At 49.1% G+C, this 16,340-nt stretch carries 11 protein-coding genes; 4 read left to right on the top strand and 7 right to left on the bottom strand.

Features of this window, described 5'->3' with window-relative positions; all coding sequences use genetic code 11:
• Window positions 1-51: 51 nt before the first annotated feature.
• The 3 genes from guaA (at window position 52) to BMF08_RS20340 (ending at window position 5,129) form a co-directional block, all read left to right on the top strand.
• Complete coding sequence (gene guaA / locus BMF08_RS20350; RefSeq protein ID WP_072569506.1) at window positions 52-1,629, top strand: glutamine-hydrolyzing GMP synthase; 1,578 nt, start codon at window positions 52-54, stop codon at window positions 1,627-1,629.
• 320 nt (window positions 1,630-1,949) lie between these two features.
• Window positions 1,950-3,404, top strand: a complete 1,455-nt coding sequence (locus BMF08_RS20345) for an MFS transporter (protein WP_072569320.1) — start codon at window positions 1,950-1,952, stop codon at window positions 3,402-3,404.
• Window positions 3,405-3,449: 45 nt separating this feature from the next.
• On the top strand, window positions 3,450-5,129 hold the full coding sequence (locus BMF08_RS20340; RefSeq protein WP_072569319.1) for a glycoside hydrolase family 43 protein: 1,680 nt from the start codon (window positions 3,450-3,452) through the stop codon (window positions 5,127-5,129).
• Window positions 5,130-5,218: 89 nt separating this feature from the next.
• On the opposite strand, the gene pgaD is transcribed toward BMF08_RS20340, so the two are convergent.
• The 7 genes from pgaD to BMF08_RS20305 all read right to left on the bottom strand — a co-directional run bounded on the left by pgaD (window position 5,219) and on the right by BMF08_RS20305 (window position 13,737).
• Window positions 5,219-5,629: a poly-beta-1,6-N-acetyl-D-glucosamine biosynthesis protein PgaD gene (gene pgaD / locus BMF08_RS20335; RefSeq protein ID WP_158684904.1), complete on the bottom strand. Its 411-nt coding sequence runs from the start codon at window positions 5,627-5,629 to the stop codon at window positions 5,219-5,221.
• Entirely contained in the window at window positions 5,616-6,896 is a 1,281-nt protein-coding gene (gene pgaC, locus BMF08_RS20330) for a poly-beta-1,6-N-acetyl-D-glucosamine synthase (protein WP_234007235.1), read from the bottom strand. Before pgaC ends, pgaD begins: the two co-directional genes overlap by 14 nt.
• A gap of 28 nt (window positions 6,897-6,924) precedes the next feature.
• The gene (gene pgaB / locus BMF08_RS21515) at window positions 6,925-10,608 is read right to left on the bottom strand and encodes a poly-beta-1,6-N-acetyl-D-glucosamine N-deacetylase PgaB (protein WP_442778384.1); all 3,684 of its coding nucleotides are present in this window, start codon (window positions 10,606-10,608) and stop codon (window positions 6,925-6,927) included.
• 242 nt (window positions 10,609-10,850) lie between these two features.
• Window positions 10,851-11,081, bottom strand: a complete 231-nt coding sequence (locus BMF08_RS20320; RefSeq protein WP_072569316.1) for a hypothetical protein — start codon at window positions 11,079-11,081, stop codon at window positions 10,851-10,853.
• A gap of 18 nt (window positions 11,082-11,099) precedes the next feature.
• Window positions 11,100-12,383: a GGDEF domain-containing protein gene (locus BMF08_RS20315; protein WP_072569315.1), complete on the bottom strand. Its 1,284-nt coding sequence runs from the start codon at window positions 12,381-12,383 to the stop codon at window positions 11,100-11,102.
• A gap of 107 nt (window positions 12,384-12,490) precedes the next feature.
• Window positions 12,491-13,315 (bottom strand): helix-turn-helix domain-containing protein, encoded by an 825-nt coding sequence (locus BMF08_RS20310; RefSeq protein ID WP_072569314.1) that lies wholly within the window; start codon window positions 13,313-13,315, stop codon window positions 12,491-12,493.
• A 230-nt stretch (window positions 13,316-13,545) separates the two neighbouring features.
• Window positions 13,546-13,737, bottom strand: coding sequence for a YfgG family protein (locus BMF08_RS20305; protein WP_072569504.1), 192 nt, complete (start codon window positions 13,735-13,737; stop codon window positions 13,546-13,548).
• 340 nt (window positions 13,738-14,077) lie between these two features.
• Between BMF08_RS20305 and BMF08_RS20300 the strand changes: the two genes are divergently transcribed.
• A complete protein-coding gene (locus BMF08_RS20300; RefSeq protein ID WP_072569313.1) occupies window positions 14,078-16,321 on the top strand; it encodes an EAL domain-containing protein in 2,244 nt (747 codons plus the stop codon).
• The last annotated feature ends 19 nt before the right edge of the window (window positions 16,322-16,340 follow it).

Genomic DNA, 16,340 nt, shown 5'->3' with positions numbered 1-16,340 from the left:
CCCGGCTTAATGCCGGGCGATTTTGTTTTACTTGCCTCGGAATTAGCGTCAATGACGGAAAATATTCATAAGCATCGCATTCTTATCCTCGATTTTGGTTCGCAATACACACAGCTGGTGGCCCGTCGCGTGCGCGAACTGGGCGTTTACTGCGAACTCTGGGCATGGGATGTCACGGAAGCACAGATCCGTGAGTTCAACCCAAGCGGTATCATCCTCTCCGGCGGCCCGGAAAGCACCACCGAGCATAACAGCCCGCGCGCGCCGCAGTATGTGTTTGACGCAGGCGTTCCGGTACTGGGCGTGTGCTACGGCATGCAGACCATGGCGATGCAGCTCGGCGGTCATGTAGAAGGCTCGAACGAGCGTGAATTCGGCTATGCGCAGGTTGAAGTTAAAACCAGCAGCGCGCTGGTACGCGGTATCGAAGACTCCCTGAGCGCTGACGGCAATCCGCTGCTCGACGTGTGGATGAGCCACGGCGATAAAGTTACCGCGATCCCGGATGACTTTGTGACCGTCGCCAGCACCGAAAGCTGCCCGTTTGCCATTATGGCGAACGAAGAAAAACGCTTCTATGGCGTACAGTTCCACCCGGAAGTGACCCACACTCGTCAGGGTCAGCGTCTGCTGGAGCGCTTTGTACTCGACATCTGTGAGTGTGAAGCCCTGTGGACCCCGGCAAAAATTATCGAAGACGCCGTGGTGCGCCTGCGTGAGCAGGTCGGTAACGACAAAGTGATCCTCGGCCTGTCCGGCGGCGTGGATTCCTCGGTGACCGCCATGCTGCTGCACCGCGCCATTGGCGACCGTCTGACCTGTGTATTCGTGGATAACGGCCTGCTGCGTCTGAACGAAGCTCAGCAGGTGATGGATATGTTCGGCGATCACTTTGGTCTCAACATTGTGCACGTGGAAGGCGAAGCGCGCTTCCTGGATGCGCTGGCGGGCGAGAACGATCCGGAAGCGAAACGTAAAATTATCGGCCGTGTCTTCGTGGAAGTGTTTGACGAAGAAGCGCTGAAGCTGGAAGACGTGAAGTGGCTGGCGCAGGGGACTATTTATCCTGACGTTATCGAGTCTGCGGCCTCCGCAACCGGTAAAGCGCACGTGATTAAATCGCACCACAACGTGGGCGGCCTGCCGAAAGAGATGAAGATGGGCCTGGTTGAACCGCTGCGCGAGCTGTTCAAAGACGAAGTACGTAAAATCGGTCTGGAGCTGGGCCTGCCGTACGACATGCTGTACCGTCACCCGTTCCCGGGTCCGGGACTTGGCGTGCGTGTGCTGGGCGAAGTGAAGAAAGAGTACTGCGATCTGCTGCGCCGTGCTGACGCGATCTTCATTGAAGAGCTGCGTAAAGCCGATCTGTATAACAAAGTGAGCCAGGCCTTTACCGTATTCCTGCCGGTTCGCTCTGTTGGCGTGATGGGCGATGGCCGTAAATACGACTGGGTTGTTTCCCTGCGCGCGGTGGAAACCATCGACTTTATGACCGCACACTGGGCGCACCTGCCGTATGATTTCCTCGGCCGTGTCTCCAACCGCATCATCAATGAAGTGAATGGTATTTCCCGCGTGGTGTATGACATCAGCGGCAAACCGCCAGCAACGATTGAATGGGAATAAGATTAACCTGACCCCAACAGGTATTCCCGATAAAAAGCCCGCATAATTGCGGGTTTTTTTATGCCTGATATTTTTTGCTCAGACATAATCCATCCTGTATTTTCCCCGCCAGTTGTTCAATTATGTTATTTCACACCCGCATTAAGATAATGCTCAAACGTGAGCCGCTTCGCAAAAAATAACGGCGAAAAGCTTTTGTATCTATGATCACAGAAATAAAAAAACATAATTAATTAGTTCAAAAACGTAATGGATTCTCCTTAGTCACATGTGTCAGAAAGTGTTTCACCTACACAAAAGAGTCCGGAGAACTGATTAAAATGAGTGGAAACACAAAGCACAACCGGCATGATGAATATCATATATTAACCCGCGGCGAGCGTATCGGTTATGGCATGGGCGACTTTGCTCAAAACCTGGTGTTCGGTACGGTAGGCGGTTTTCTGGCGCTTCACATGCTGACGGTGAATACCATCAGTACGGCGACTGCCGGGTTTATATTCCTGTTTGTCCGTATCATCAATGTCTTTTGGGACCCGATGGTGGGAACCTGGGTGGACAAAAGAAGTTCGCCTGCCGGAAAATATCGCCCGTGGCTTTTAAGAGCAGGCGTTCCACTCGTCATTCTCTCCGCTTTGCTTTTTGCACCTATTCCCGGCATCAGGGGATCGGTTGCTTTTGCATTTATTATTTATCTGGCGCTGGATTTACTTTATTCCGTGGTGAACATTCCTTATGGTTCACTTAATGCGTCACTGACAAGAGATCCGGAATCTATTGATAAACTGACCAGCACGCGAATGATGCTGGCGAATAGCGCTAATCTGCTGGTCTATACGCTCTTTCCAATGTTTGTGCAGATGGCCGCGCCCAAAGATCGCACTCTTAAGGATACCGGCTTTTTTGGCCTTGAACTGAATATGGGCAACTATACCGATCCCTCCGCTAACTACGCCTGGTTTGGGGTGTATTCAGTTTATATGTTCTTAGGGGCGGTAGCGCTTTTCATCTGTTATAAATTCACCAAAGAACGTGTTGTGGCGACAGCAGAACAAACGGCCAGTGTAAAAACCACAGACCTGTTCCTTGAACTGAAAAATAACCGGCCGCTGGTTATTCTCGGACTGTTTTTCATGCTGGCGTTTACGTTCATGTTTTTCATGAACACCGTTAATGGCTTTTTCAATCAGTACGTGGTGGGGCATTCAGAATGGATGGGTGCGATTGGCCTTGTCGCCTCAATCCCCGGCATTTTATTCCCTGTTTTCTGGCCAAAACTGAAGAAAATTTTTGGTAAAAAAGGCTTCTTTCATCTTTTCCTCGGCATGTTTATCGCAGGTGAATTGCTGACGTACGTCTGGTCACGGGAAGGTATGCATGATGCGCTCTGGCTTGCCTATATAGCTACCTTCATTAAACAGTGGGGCTTAACCTCGGCGACCGGTTTCATGTGGGCGCTGGTGCCTGAAGTTATCGCCTATGGCGAGTTAAAATCAGGTAAGCGCAACGCCGCTATCATCAATGCCATCATGGGGCTGTTTTTCAAAATTGGTTTTACCATCGGCGGCGCTATTCCCCTTTGGTTACTGGCGGCCTATGGCTTTAATGAAACCGGAGCGCAGCAAAGCGCCCACGCGCTGGACGGTATCGTCATTACCGCGGTCTGGATCCCAATCCTGTTAGCTGCGATTTCAATGATTGTCATGCAAATCTATCCAATCTCAGACAAACATGTCACTGATATCAATCGTCAGCTTGATGAGATTCGTGTGTAGTCAGAAAAATTAACAATAAATAAAATTTAAGAAAGGTGTAATGATATGTCGCTTATTCAAAATCCTGTATTGCCTGGCTTTAACGCCGACCCGAGTATTATTCGTGTTGACGACACTTACTATATCGCAAATTCAACCTTTGAATGGTTCCCGGGCGTTCGCTTACATCAGTCAAAAGATCTGCAACACTGGGAGCTTCTGCCTGCGCCATTGTCAACCACCACGCTTCTGGAGATGAAAGGCAATCCTTCGTCTGGTGGTATCTGGGCACCCGCGCTCTCTTATGCCGATGGCCAATTCTGGTTAGTTTATACGGATGTGAAAGTCACAGAGGGCGCTTTTAAAGATATGACCAATTATCTGACCACCGCAACGGATATTCGTGGTCCATGGACAGATCCTGTGAAGCTTAATGGCGTCGGTTTTGATGCCTCACTTTTCCATGATGACGATGGTCGTAAATATCTGGTTCAACAAACCTGGGACCACCGGGAATATCACCATCCTTTTAATGGCATCACGTTAACTGAGCTTGATACACAGACGCTGAAATTAAAGCCTGAAACCGCACGAACGATTTACCGGGGCACCGCGGTGGCGCTTGTTGAAGGGCCACACCTCTATAAACTGAACGGGTATTATTATCTCTTTGCCGCGCAGGGAGGGACGGTGTTTACTCACCAGGAAGTGGTGGCACGTTCCAGCACCCTGGAAGCGGACAGTTTCGAAACCGCGCCGGGAGACGTATTCTTGACGAATGTCGATACGCCAGACAGTTATATTCAGAAGCAGGGGCATGGCTCTTTAGTCTCAACGCCCAAAGGTGAATGGTATTATGCCTCGCTCTGCGCCCGCCCGTGGAATCGTCCTGGCGAGTCGGTTTATGATCCCCGTGGCTGGTCAACTCTCGGCAGAGAAACCTCTATCCAGAAAGTGTACTGGGATCAGGATGGCTGGCCCCGCATTGAAGGGGGGCATGGCGGCAAAACTTTTGTCGAAAGGCCAGCTGATGCTATCCACACCGAAAGCGCAAAAGATCATAGCCAGTATGATGACTTCCGATCGCCGACACTGGATCTTAACTGGAATACGCTCCGGGTACCGTTCACCGAAAAAATGGGCACAACGGGCGAGGGTAAATTGACGTTAAGGGGGCAGGGCTCGCTGGCGAATACCCATGACCTGTCGCTGATTGCCCGCCGCTGGCAGGCCTTCTATTTTGATGCACAGGTCAAAGTCAAATTTGATCCCGTTAATTATCAGCAAATGGCCGGGTTAACGAACTATTATAACGATCGCCACTGGAGCTTTATTTTTATCACCTGGAATGAAATTAACGGTGCTGTCATTGAAATTGCTGAGAATAACCGTGGGAAATATACTTCATATCTGAAAGACGACGCCATTAAGATCCCTGAGCACACTCATTACGTCTGGTTTCGCACGAAAGTCCGCAAGGAAACCTACACCTATGAATACAGCTTTGATGGGATCACTTTCACTGAAATTCCCGTTACATTAGATTCCGCTATTCTCTCGGACGACTATGTGCTGCAAAGTTATGGCGGCTTCTTTACCGGGGCATTCGTTGGTCTTGCGGTGGTGGACTATTCGGGTTACGATGCCTGCGCAGAGTTTTATGATTTCGCCTATCAGGAGCTTGGGGATTCGTTAACGGCAGATAATACTTATAGTTGGCAGGCTTCTGAGTCACGGTTCAATTAAAAGCTAAAGCGTCAATTAAGATCACATTTCAAGCCCGCGCAGGCGCGGGCTTTTTATGCGTTACAGGCAGCAGGATATGCCTGTTCCGGTCACAAACGCGTGACCTTCTGAATTTGACCATGGTCGTTATGCGTAACCACAATGCGCTGCGCTTTCTGCAATTCCATGAACGTATCAGCGTCCACATCCAGGCTTGCCATCAGGTTCGGCAACTGAATGCGCTGGGCGTTATTGCGCCTCTCATACCGAAAACGGAGACGATTGTAGGTCGCCCAGATAATAAGACCTATGGCATTCAGACAGGAGAAATAAAAGTAAACCTTCAGTCGATGGATCACTTCTTCCCCTAATATTTCAGGATTGAAGAATTTTATCAGGCTTAACGCTAATAAACTGATAAACAGCAACCAGACAATACAGGTCAGGAACAGGTCAAGGCCATAACGTAATGGTCGCGTTTCTGTGCAAATGATGTGATTTTCCATATCAACCTCTTTCAATACCACGATCCGGGCTGATCCAGCGCGCCCGTTTAGTCTGTGAAATAATCATTACCCGGGTAAAGGCGACTATTGTCGTCATCAGGCTCAGCACCCAGTAAATGGCCGGGAACCAGATGACCCAGAAGAGTGCGCCTGCGAGGTTTTTCTCATAGCGGCTGTCGATAAGCAGGCTGACCGCAAACTGGGCGATGCAAATACAGGACAAAATGATCCCCGCCAGTCCATCCATCGCCATATTTGACAGCGTCATTGCGCCATGCGGGCTGGCAAGAAACAGGATAAAACTGATCACGCAGGTAAAAGCCCAGGCGGTGGAAAGACAATATTCAGTAAATAGCGGCCACATACGGCGGTTTTTCCACTGCCACAGTCGCGTCATATTCTTTCTGAAGACTTCCGCGCCGCCCTGCGCCCAGCGTAAACGTTGTTTCCATAAACCTTTTAAGGTTTCGGGCATCAATACCCAACACAATGCGAGCGGTTCATAAAAAATGCTCCAGTGCTTAAGCTGTAGCTTCCAGCTGATATCAATATTTTCAGTAATGATATCCTCACTCCAGTAGCCCACATCCGCCAGCGCTGTACGGCGGAAAGCCGCTACCACGCCGGAGATGGTAAATATCTGGCCGTACATGCGCTGCGTGCGTTTAATCATGCCGATAATAGAGGAGAATTCACCGACCTGAATTTTGCCGATTAGCGTTGAGCGGGTGCGAATACGCGGGTTACCTGTAACCGCTCCGACGCGGGGATTCTCAAGCATGGGCGCCACAATATAAGCCACCGCGTCACGATCGAGTTTTGCATCGCCATCAATGCATACTAACCATTCACTTTTCGCCGCCGCCACGCCGGTTTTTAACGCGATGGCTTTGCCCTGGTTATGCGCCAGATGGATAACGCGCAGCCGTAAATGCTGTTTCGCCAGACGATTAAGAATAAATCCTGTGCCATCCGTTGAGCCATCGTCGACGGCGATCACTTCAATATTCTTGTAACGCTGTTTCAGCACCGATTCGATGGTTTCGGCGACGTTGTTCTCCTCGTTATAACAGGGGACAATTACCGAAACCAGCGGCTTGCCTTTTAGCGTGGGAACATCATCTTCCCGCCCCCATGACCAGTGCCGTTCACGACTGAACCAGAACAGCAGCCCCCCGGCCATCCATAAAACAGACATAAAAAAGGGCCAGAAGAAAACAAAGCGAAGCATCGTTTCAACGGAAAATAACAGGGCTATCACCAGCGGAATGCTCACCACCAGTCACAGGATAATGAGCGAAACAATACGATTATTCATTTTCTGGATACCAGTTAGTTGAGATCTCAGGACTTATTACGCGGACGTGATCTTCACCAGTAATAAGATCGTCCGGGGTGTAACCATAATTTTTTACGCCGTTGAGTTGTAATAACTCCATCCAGCTGGCAATGTCTTTAGCATCAACAGATTGCGTTTCTAATTGCACTATTGCTTTATCGTTCGCAGCAGAGAAGCTGGTGATATAGCGGGCAAGCTGCTGTAGCCACTTACTGGCAAACTTTTTGTCTTGCTTCGCCCGGTAGGGATTAGCGACAACTATCGTCCAGTCGTAAAGGCGTAATGATTCCTGAATACGTCGATTAAACATGTCGTCCATTTGCGGGTGCAATTCCGGCATGGCGATAATCTGACGTGCCGTTTTTATCGACGGTCCGCGAACAGATTTAACCGTATTCGCCAGAGAAACCGTTAGCGCGGTGGACGTCGACTTGTTGGTGAACTCCCGTTCACGGGACGCTTTCTCATCGACAAAAACAACGCCGTCAAAGACGCTGTGTGCGGCCAGGTCCTCATACATGTCGTGTATTTTTTGCCAGGTGACGTCATCGATCACCTGTGATGGCTTGTCTTTCCCGACCGGGCTGAAGTCCCAGTTCAACAGCGGCATTGAGGCATACACCGCCACATCCGTGCGCGTCCTGAGTTGCCAGGCGAGACGATTGAACAGGTCTTCTCGGACAGGTAACCAGCGATTGGGGAAATACACCTCGCGAGTGGCGCTATTTGCTACCGGCGTTACCGATGCCTGTAAAAATACCGTACTCACATTCATGTCTTTAATGCGCTGAACAAGAAGATCAATATTCTTCTCCTGCCGGTTTTTATCGACATCATAAATGCTATCAATGCTCACGCTGATTGAACGCATCTCTGACTGTTCCTGCACGCTGGCGACCATTTGCGCAAAATCAATCAGCGACGGGTTATTATCAATTAACAGGCGTGGGATCGCGTCCAGGTTATCTACCGTGGCGAGTCCGTCCTCAAGCGTAAAGAAGGTATCAAAACCCAGCTTTTTGAGCTCCTGTATGGCCACGCCATTTTCCGCACCATACGGCCACACCCAGGATTTGGGTTGTTTGCCGGTATATTTTTTTAGATGCTCAGCGATATTTTTACCGTCGGCGCTAACGCGTCGACGATATTGTTGCTCCGTTTCATAGGTCGAGGTTGTCGGGTTATAGAAACGGTTAGCGATGGCTGGCAATTTGCTTCCGCTGGGGTTAGCTTGCACACCGTAATGGGAGTTCCAGGTATGAGCGCCTATTTCCACAAGCGGCGAGCGGGCAAGTTCAGCAATTTGCTGCCATGTCGCGATTTTCTCGCGATCAATATACTCATCGCCAAACTTTACCTTTTTATTGGCTGGCGTATCGACCCAACTGCCCACGGGAGCCCATAAAGCGGGCCACTGATAGGCTTTCAGTAGTGGGAAAACGCGGGTATAGAAACTCTGATAACCGTCGTCAAAGCTCAGCAAAACGGCTTTGGTGGGTAAGGTTATTTCGCCTCTGTGAGCTGCGCGAATTTGCTCCACGCTAATAGGCTGATAGCCATTTTCCCGCAGCCATGAAAATTGCTCCCGTAGCGCGCTGGTGCGTACCGACATAAAGCGCTGATCGGCACTCTCGTCCTCAACGTCATGGTAAGCCAGCACAATAAAGCTGTTGTCAGGCCAGGGATTTTCCGCACGTAATTTTTGCCGTATGTCCGGTGAAGAAAACGATACCTTTCGGTGATCGTTACAGGCTGTAAGCATGCTGATGCCAAGCACTATTATAAAAGTACGCAGTATCTTCTTTTTCTGCCATTGCACGCTGGCTTCGGCACTGTTAGCGGTAATGCCATGCTTTAAGGCACGCGCAGGGGTGCGACGCGAAATACGCTCCGCCTGCGTACCGATACTGAAATTATCGTTAAGGTCATAGCGCGCCGAGAAGCGGCCGCCTAATTTATCGCCATGATTAAAATGACGCTCCATGATTTCGCCTTCCATCCAGATATCGCGCGAACGCCACTCTAAGCCTGCTGACCAGTCGCGAACGTTACCCTGGCCTTCGGTGAAATGACTGTTGATCTCGCCAAAGCCCGCAAATGCCCGCCAGTTTTTTGCCAGCGGCGGGGTATAAATGGTCGTGGTAAAGCTGTTGTCATGGCGGCCGGAATCAGGGCTGTCAGAATCCAGATCGACTGTTGCGCCAACACGCAGCTCCGCGGAATGATGAATATCGTGGGCCCGTTTCAGCTCTTTCACCGCAGAATTTGCCGGATCGCGTTTTTGCACGTCCGCTAATAACAGTTCAGCGTGTCGCCAGTCCTGAAGCGCCATTGCGACATAGCTCTGTTCTACTTCCAGCGAAATGTTGGTCGGCTCAAGCACTTCCGCTTTCTTTAATTCCTTCTCAGCCTTACGCGGCCAGCCTCTGGCCATCAGCACTCGCGCATAGTCAATTTTCAGGTTCTGGTTACCCGGTGCCCTGTCTTTGAGATTACGCAGGTAACGTTCAGCCGCAGGAAGGTCGTTGGCATATTCATGCAGCTCGGCCAAAAACAGATGGCCCAGCAACCATTCGTTATTTGGCAAAGGCAGCGGCGAACCTGGCATATAAGTATGAACAGGCTCTTTTTTCAGAATATGATTTGTCAGCAGCGACGCCGATTTAAATCGATTGCTTTCCAGATGGCTATAAAACAGATCGGCACGTTGCTCTTCGGTAACGTTTTCTTTTAATACTCCCTTGCTGTAGAAAAGGTCTTTCAGCATTGCTTCGGCTTGCTGCGGTTTCTTTTCATGCAAATAGGCCGATGCGACCCAGTAGCGGGCATATTCGGGAAGCGCGATACCTTCACTTTTCAGTATTTTTTCCTGCTTAAGCACATCCTTATGCCTGTCGCGTGCAAGCAGCGCACCCATTTGATCAATAAGGGCGCGGCGATAGTAAGGGGCCAGCTCTTTTTTATCCTTCCACTCACTTAATAATGACTGGTAAGTGGCTAACGCGCGATCGGCAATGTTATAGCGCTCGGATTCGCTACGGGTTGGCATAAACGCCAGTCGTACAAGTTCGGCAGCATAACCGGCACGAGCATCAGGATCAGCGTGAGATCCATTCTCTTTCAGCAACACATACGAAAGATCGTTATCCTGCAGCGCCTCCTTATATTCTTTAACACCCGTGCCTGATGATGAATGCTGCATCGCCATCGTACTGGCAAAAAGTTCATTCTGCTCCTGTCCGGCGAGTCGATACACCCAGGCCGCCGCCAGATAGTTACGGCTGTCCGGATCCTTCTTAAGCAACGTATTTACGTGTTCTATAGCGGATTTATGATTACCGCTGTCCGCCAGCGTTAATAAATACCCCCGCTGATAGTCGGCATTGGCAGGATCCTTGTCCCATAAACGTTTCCAGAGCTGTAATGATTCAGACCAGCGTTTCTGATTGCGATAAGCTTTAGCCGCCGCCGGATAAGCCCGCAGCGGTAAGTTTTGCTGGCTAAAGCGCTCATATACAGAAATCACCTGCGCATCCTCGCCTGCCCAGGAGGCGATCTGTAACCAGTCTGCAATTTGCTGATTGTTTAGCGATGCGTGGGAGGCGAACCAGGCCAGCGCGGGCGTGGTATTGCCGTTTCTGGCTTCCCGTACCAGCGCATCATAATTCTGAGGCTGTGCATTAACCTGGCAGCTAAAAAAAGACGCCAGACAAACTGCAATTAATTTATAACGGGTTTTTTACACTGCTTTTCTTTACGTTAAACATAGGCCCTCATGTAATTTATCAGAGTGATACTGTCCCTTGCCTGATAAAGACATAATGGTGACGCTAAAGTTATTTTATTTATGGACCGGAAAGGGTTAGCTTTTCTGATCCGCGAGCTAAAAGCTTGCTTTCATTTTTGATCCTGAAACAACCGGTGAGAAAAAAATTCTTCTCCAGACGCGGTCTGACAAAAAATACGATAGCGGGAAAGCTTTTCCTCAAATATTTTTCGCTCCTGCGGCGTCAGGCCGGTAAGCGTACACGCCTGCAAATTGTCAATGCCCAGCCACTCGCTAAAAGCGACAGAAAAAGCGACAGAATCAATATCCCGTTCGTTGAGCGGAAAATTATCAACAGTCATCTCATGCCTCATTTATTTTCAGGTAGTCATCGAGTAATAATCGCCATCAAAAACGATGCTTCTGTTCTTGCCTTCACGTTTCGCTTCATAGAGCGCCACGTCAGCAAAGCCGATAATATCTTTCACGCTTTCCGTACCGTTACTACGGTAAATACCGATGCTCGCGGTTATCTCGCCTGGTAATCCCAGGGAGGAGGAGTGGGAAAGCCGCGCGACGTTTTTGCATATGTTGTCCGCCACATATTGCGCCTCTTTTTCAGAAGCGGCGGGTAATATAATGGCAAACTCATCACCGCCGAGACGGGCAAAAATATCTTTTGAGCCAAGATTGTTGCGGATCACCTGTGCAAATTCCTGAAGCACCTGATCGCCTTTTTGATGTCCGAAGGTATCGTTAATCTCTTTGAATTTATCCAGATCAAGTAACAGTACACTGAATCCGTTTTTTTTGTTTTTGTGCGCCAGCAGTGTTTCTATTTCCTCAAGAAAATAGGTGCGGTTATAGGCTTTTGTTAATGCATCGTACATGCGCATATGGCACACCTTTTTTAACGAGGTGAGGGTATCGGCGATGATGAAAGCCGTGATGAGCAAACGGCAACTCACTTTTATGCCCCTAATCAGGTTCCAGGCTACAATACTCTCCTGGCCATAAATATAAAGAATCATAACGCACAGCATTTCTGTCAGCATCAGCGCGGCAATGCCATTCCAAAGGGTGTTGTTAAAATTGTTGTAATAAACAACCAGCACAAACAATACCAGCGCGAGCGCACCACAGGCATAACGGGCATAGTCCATATTTTTTAGTGCCACGGGATGCCCAGGCGATGGGATAGCTGCATCTTTATAGAGATAACAGGCGGCGATATATACACAGATAATATATGCCGCTGACAGGGATAATATGATGCTGTCATTCTTCAGGCATTTGCCATGCTCTTTTATATCCGCGGCATACATCAAAAGCGCGGCAAAAATAAAGCTCATGGTGCATACTTGTCTTGCCAGGTTAAATATTCCAGGATTTGCGGCTTTACTCATTGATCGCACGAAATCGATGGGGCGCCATGTCGTCGCGTCATAGACGATGGAGGTACTTTCTGTGTAAAACAGTGCACCCGCCAGAAAAGCCATGCTCAGCAGTAGATAATGCTTTTTACGGTTATCACAATAATATTTGACAAGGATCGCTGAAAACGCCGCGACGTCCGTGGCGATTAATATCAATAATGATAATAAGTGAAATTGCGGTGTAGTATTTGAAAACACTGAATCAGCAATAATGATTAAATCTTTCATAATACAGGTATTGATTAGTAAATTAAAATCATGCTGTATGCTACAGCCCAGGTTAAAGAGGGTGCATTATATTTTCAGCTTTTAATAACTATCGACAGATTTTTTAATTACATTACCGGAATGAAAATGCTGAAGTTTACGCATTCCTCTGAATAAAAATTTAATTTCATTAAGTGTATTTCATGACGCAGCTTTAATTTATATTTGGTCATGATGAGCATATAAACAATTTTGCTAAAAGCTCCATAGGTATCCCAGTCCCCTTCGAAATTCATTTTTGCATAATTACCACTAAAAAGATGAGTGTTTTCTGCTGTTGCTGATTTCGTTGATGTCGCCCAGGAGATATCAACATCGACTATACTTTCGCGTCCTTTACTTAACAGCGCAGAGTGCTTAGCTGAGATAGCCAGTTCTTTTATGACTTCTTCACTATCAAGTAATAATTTTTTAATGCTTTTCGTCACGTCAGATACAGCTGGCTCAAAAATATGATCATGCACTGTCATCGTGTGGTTGTAAGCAAATTCCCGCGTAATGGTGCATAACTCCACCTCCGGCAACTGGACGTCTTTCAGCAACAATGAAGGCTGTAATTTATCAAATTCCCAGACGTCTGATCTGCGATAATCTGTGGGCGACAGGCCAGTAAATTTTTTAAAGGCTCTGGCAAACCCCTGACTGCTCTGATAATGAAATAAGTATGCAATTTCGGTGATTGGCAGTGACGTCATGCGGATCAACACTGCTGCACGGCATATTCTCCGTTTAAGGATGTAATCACCCAACGATTGACCATATTGTTGCTTAAACCAGGTTTCAATAGTACGTCTGCTATAGCCTAACACTTTGGTCAGATCGTCAATGTTTGCCAGAGAATAGATATTCTCTTCAACCCAGGAAATGATGTGCTTGCGTATAGTTTCTTTCATTCCCTCAGATTTTCCTTAGATTCTAGCGGGTAAAATGAGGCGAACGGATCATTTTACGCAAAAGTGCAGCCGGTAAGTCATTATGAGTATAGATGAATAAAAGAGCGACCCCTGGGGGAGGGTTCGTGCAGGAGCCGCCACCTGTCAGCGCAGGGCGGTTACAGGGTAAATTTTTACGGACGCAGGAATGCCCACGCTAACAGGAGCGTGCTGTCTGACAGGGTGAAGTCTTAGCGTTGTGCGGTGGGGTCGATAGTCTGGCTAATCTGTTGAGACTGGGCTTTATCCTGATGATGATACCAGGCGCCAATGGAGGAATAGACGAAGCGGCCAAAAAAGAAGAAGAAGCTGATGAGAAGTACGATACGGGTCATGCGACTGTCAAATCGATGTCGTTTTCGCATACTGTTTGCCTGACTCACAAGGGGTCCTATAAGGTAAGCCCGATCGACGGGCGGTACGTTATTAAGGCACAAAGCCAGATGCAGGTCAATTCACAATAATGTAAAAAATCGTCAAAAAAATATTAATCAGAATTATATATTCCGGCGTGAAACATTCATAATATCTATAAATAAAGTGCAGGAATGATTAAATGTGTAATTGTTGATTAGTGTGGGCCGCTTTTTTGATGCAGATCAGTTATTCATGGCAGTACATAACTAAAATCGCAACAGACTTCACGAAATCGTACCTTTACAGACGGGTTGGATGCCTGCCTGAAACGCCCCTCCTGGACCCTGGGTTTTCTGACGAGCATCTATGACTTTTTTAAAAAGGTATCAACAATACAAAGATCAATGGTGGGCGCTACCGCTTTTCCTCCCTGTTGTTTTACTGCCATTCGTTATCCTTGCTAATACATCCACCCAGATTGCTGGCGGTGTCGTTACGCTCTACTATCTGCCGCTGGCATTTTTTATCAGCCTGATGCTGTTTTTTGGCTGGGCGGCGCTGCCTGGCATCACGCTTGCGCTGGTTTTCCACTACTACCCCCATACCGGCGGTATGGAAATCCTGGCGAAAACTGTCCATTTTCTTATCCCGACCATCCTTAGCTGGGCGGGGTATCGCCTTTTTGTCACGCGACGGCATATGGTGTCGTACGGAAATGCCGATTTAATGGGGCAGCGCCTTTTCTGGCAGGTGATCTGTCCTGCCGCCATTATTCTGCTTATCTTCCAGCTGGCGACTTACCTCGGCATGTACAATAACTACAGCATGATGGCAGGTTCCAGTCCGTGGAGCGTTCGTACGCTGATCAATTTTCAGGCGTTGATGGTAGGCTGTCTGACCGGCATACCGATGTGCTATCTGCTGATCCGTATCATCCGCCATCCGCGCTATGTGCGCAGTTTTATTACCCAGATGCGACGTGAATTCCATCCGCGATGCTCACGGGTTGAAGTCGTGCTGTGGCTTGGCTTACTCATCGTCATCCTGGGTTTTTTACTGCAACCCATGAATGAAGAAAGTACCATTTTCAGCTCCAACTACACGCTGACGCTGTTAATGCCGGTAATGCTGTGGGGAGCGATGCGCTTCGGCTATCGTTTTATGTCGGTGGTCTGGACGCCGTTTCTTATCGTCGCGGTGCACTATTTTTACTGTTACCTGCCGGTCCGCCAGGACTATGGCATCCAGCTGACCATCACCTCGTCCAGTTATCTGGTGTTCTCATTCATCATTAACTATATGTCGATGCTGGCCACCAGCGAACGTATGGCCCATGTTCGCGTCCGAAAACTCGCTTACCTCGATCCGGTGATGCACATGCCTAACCTGCGGGCGCTGAACCGCGCGCTGGCGGATACGCCCTGGTCGGTACTCTGTTTTCTGCGTGTCCCTGAACTGGAAATGTTAGGACGTAATTACGGCGTCATGCTGCGCATTCAGTACAAACAAAAACTGGCAGAGTGGGTGCGTCAGGATCTGCATACCCATGAGGATGTCTATCATCTTTCGGGGCCCGATCTGGTGATCCGTCTGAATACGGAATCCTATGAAGAGCGTATTGACGCGCTGGACGCCAGGATCAAACAGTTCCGCTTCGTCTGGGATGGCATGCCGCTACAGCCGCAGGTGGGGATCAGCTATTGCTACGTGCGTTCACCCGTCGTCCATCTTTACCTGCTGCTGGGCGAGTTAAGCACAGTGGCGGATCTGTCGCTGGCGACCAATCATCCGGAAAGCCTGCAACGTCGCGGCGCCGCCAGCTTACAGCGCGGCCTGAAAGATAAAGTCGAGATGATGAACCGGCTCCAGCAGGCGCTGGAAGCGGATCGTTTTGTGCTGCTTGCCCAGCCCATCGCCGGCATCCGCGGCGATAATTATCATGAGATCCTGCTGCGCATGGTAGGGGATAACGGCGAATATATCGGCCCGGACAGCTTCCTGCCGGTGGCGCACGAACTTGGTTTGTCGTCGCGCATCGACAAGTGGGTAATAGAAAATACGTTACGCTTTATGGATGCCCATCGCGATGTGCTGCCCGGTCAGCGTTTTGCCATCAACCTTTCCCCGTCGTCCGTCTGCCGCGCGCAGTTTACGCTGGAAGTCAGCCGCCTGCTGAAAGCCTGGAATATCGAAGCCTGGCAACTGATTTTCGAAGTGACGGAAAGCAATTCCCTTACCAACATCGAACAGGCTAATCAGACCCTCGGACAGCTGCAACATATGGGCTGCCGGGTGGCGATCGATGATTTTGGCACCGGCTATGCCAGCTATGCGCGGCTGAAAAACGTTAATGCCGATATTTTAAAAATCGACGGCAGCTTTATCCGCAATATCACCTCGAACAGCCTCGATTATCAGATTGTCGCGTCCATTGTTCATCTGGCGCGCATGAAAAAGATGCAGGTGGTGGCGGAGTACGTAGAAAGCGAGGAGATCCTCCGCGCGGCCATGGAGCTGGGGATCGACTATATGCAGGGCTATCTGATTGGCAAACCAGAGCCGCTGAGCGGCCTGGTTGAAAGAGCAGCTTTGCCGTCATTGCGCGCCTGAGCAGGCGATGACGGCGGAG

It is taken from the genome of Enterobacter sp. SA187, from assembly GCF_001888805.2.
Classification (GTDB): domain Bacteria; phylum Pseudomonadota; class Gammaproteobacteria; order Enterobacterales; family Enterobacteriaceae; genus Enterobacter_D.
This window is presented reverse-complemented; position numbering and strand designations above follow the sequence as displayed.

Coding starts and splice junctions, on each gene's coding strand:
- guaA (WP_072569506.1), top strand. CDS start 52: ATGACGGAAAATATTCATAAGCATCGCATTCTTATCCTCGATTTTGGT.
- BMF08_RS20345 (WP_072569320.1), top strand. CDS start 1,950: ATGAGTGGAAACACAAAGCACAACCGGCATGATGAATATCATATATTA.
- BMF08_RS20340 (WP_072569319.1), top strand. CDS start 3,450: ATGTCGCTTATTCAAAATCCTGTATTGCCTGGCTTTAACGCCGACCCG.
- BMF08_RS20320 (WP_072569316.1), bottom strand. CDS start 11,081: ATGACTGTTGATAATTTTCCGCTCAACGAACGGGATATTGATTCTGTC.
- BMF08_RS20315 (WP_072569315.1), bottom strand. CDS start 12,383: ATGAAAGATTTAATCATTATTGCTGATTCAGTGTTTTCAAATACTACA.
- BMF08_RS20310 (WP_072569314.1), bottom strand. CDS start 13,315: ATGAAAGAAACTATACGCAAGCACATCATTTCCTGGGTTGAAGAGAAT.
- BMF08_RS20300 (WP_072569313.1), top strand. CDS start 14,078: ATGACTTTTTTAAAAAGGTATCAACAATACAAAGATCAATGGTGGGCG.